General features: G+C 69.4%; 3 protein-coding genes. All 3 read right to left on the bottom strand.

The genetic code is table 11. The features are described from left to right. Positions 1-140: zinc ribbon domain-containing protein (locus IJH84_RS20885; RefSeq protein WP_295147943.1), on the bottom strand; the 140-nt coding region annotated here is incomplete at its 3' end. Positions 141-145: 5 nt separating this feature from the next. Beyond that, positions 146-1423 (bottom strand): hydroxyacid-oxoacid transhydrogenase, encoded by a 1278-nt coding sequence (locus IJH84_RS20880; protein WP_295147940.1) that lies wholly within the window; start codon positions 1421-1423, stop codon positions 146-148. A gap of 8 nt (positions 1424-1431) precedes the next feature. Then, positions 1432-2206: N-acyl homoserine lactonase family protein (locus IJH84_RS20875; protein WP_295147938.1), on the bottom strand; the 775-nt coding region annotated here is incomplete at its 5' end.

Below are 2206 nucleotides of genomic sequence, written 5' to 3'. Positions count from 1 at the left end.
CCGTGACCGTCGCCGCCGAGCCGGACCGCGGACGGGCGCCGATCCGGCTGCGAGCCGCAGCGATCGCAGCGCGGTTCGGACCCGTGCACCAGGGCCTCGAACCGGTGCCCGCACTCGCAGGCGTAGTCGTAGATCGGCATCGGGCTCACCAGTTCCGGATCGAGTCGCGGAAGATCGCCGCGAGATCGTCCTCGCCGACACCGCGCGGCGCGGTGGCCAGCAGCCGCTGCTGCTTGACCGTGCCCGCGACCAGCTCGGGGATGTCGGATTCGCCGAACCCGACCGCGCCGATCCCGTTCGGCGTGCCGATGTCGCGCATCAGCTCGGACAGCACCGCGGGCAGTCGATCGCGCGGCGCCACGTCCGGAATCTCGGCCGGTGCGAGCATTTCCGCGGCGTGCAGGTGCCGCTGCGGATCGGCCGGGAAGGTGTAGCGCAACGCCGCGGGCGCGGTCAGCGACACCGACTCGCCGTGCGGCACCAGCGCTTCGTCCTGCGGGTAGTTGGCAGGCCGGTACTCCTGCACCTGCCCGGCGATCGGGTAAGCGCAGGCGTGCGGGATGTGCACGCCCGCGTTGCCGAATCCCATTCCGGCGAACGTGGCGGCCAGCATCATGTCCGTGCGCGCTTCCAGGTCGCCGCCGTTGAGCACGGCTTTCCGGAACGAGCGCGCGAGCAGCCGCATCGCGTGCTCGGCCCAGGCATCGGAGATCGGGTTCGAGCCGCAGTAGGCCACCCGCGTATCCGCGCTGTGCCGCGGGAAGCTGTGGAACGGCTTCGCGGTGTAGGACTCCAGCGCGTGGCAGAGCACGTCCATCCCGCTGGCCGCGGTGACCTCCGGCGGCATCGACAGCGTCAGCAGCGGGTCGATCACCGCGGTGGTCGGGCGCAGCCGGGGATGGCTGATGCCCGACTTCACCTTGTGCTCGAGCAGATCCATGATGCACACCGGCGTCGTTTCCGAGCCGGTGCCCGCCGAGGTCGGCACCGCCAGCAGCGGCTTCAGCGGCCCGTCCGGTGCCTTGCCACCGCCGATCGGGGCGTTGACGTAGTCGTAGAGATCAGCCGGATAGGTCGTGAGCAGGTTGATCGCCTTCGCGGTGTCGATCGACGAGCCGCCCCCGACCCCGACGAAAGCGTCCCATGTGGACTGCGAGGCGTACTCGACGGCCGCGCGCACGCTGCGATCGGTCGGCTCCACGTGCACCTGGTCGTAGAGGTCGACCACCAGGCCCGCGGACTTGGCCGCGTCGACCACCCGCTGCGCCACCCCGGACGCGGCGATCGCCGGATCGGTGACCACCAGCACCCGTTCCGCGCCGAGCTGCGCGAGGTCCCAGCCGATCTCGTCGGCCGCGCCCGCGCCGAACTTCAGCGGGGTCGCGCCCCAGGTGAACACCGATTCGTGCAGGTACTCGGTCATTCCGGCTCCTAGCGGTATTCGCCGTCGGGCGCGAACGTCAATTTCTCGGCCTGTGCGGCGTCGTGGCCGAAGATGACTTCGGCGCCGGTCCGCTCGGCGATGCCGCGCAGCTTCTCCACCGATTCCAGCCAGCGCACGCTGTCCCAGACGATGGCGGCGCCGATCGGCGGCGGGCCCCAGCTCTCCGAGAGGTACACCGCGTCGGAGGTGAACAGCTTGGTGCCGGACTCGGGCAGGTCCACCTGCAGCGACATGGTGCCCCAGGTGTGCCCGGGGGTGTCGATGACGTTGACGCCGGGCAGGATCTCGCTGTCGCCGTCGACCAGCGTGTAGTCGATGTCGGCGTAATCGACTTTCAGGTGCGCGCCTTTGAACGGTCCGTCGAATCCGAACGCGCCTTCGTGCTCCTTGCGGTTCACCACGATTTTCGTGCGGCCGTTGTCGAACAATTTCGCATTCGCCGCGTGATCGAAGTGCAGGTGCGAGAGCACCAGCACGTCGATGTCTTCGGGAGTCAGTTCCAAGGCGGCCAGCGAATCGGTGAGATAAGTGGTTCCGGCCTGCACCGGGAAGAATTCCTGCAGCCCGGTGGGCGCCCACCGGGACTCCCAGTCCTGCGGCACGCCGGTGTCCCACAGGACCCGGCCCTCGGGGTGTTCGACCAGCACCGCGTGCGTCGGGCAGGTGCCCCTCGGCGCGGGCTTGGCGGTGTTCGAGCGGTTCGTAATCGTTTCGCCGGGCTTGAGCAGCAACCAGGTGTGGTCGCACTCCATGACACCGGTT

This window comes from Saccharopolyspora sp. (assembly GCF_017434145.1).
Classification (GTDB): domain Bacteria; phylum Actinomycetota; class Actinomycetes; order Mycobacteriales; family Pseudonocardiaceae; genus Saccharopolyspora_C; species Saccharopolyspora_C galaxeae.
The sequence above is the reverse complement of the archived record's forward strand: the minus strand, read 5'-3'. Positions and strand labels throughout refer to the sequence as shown.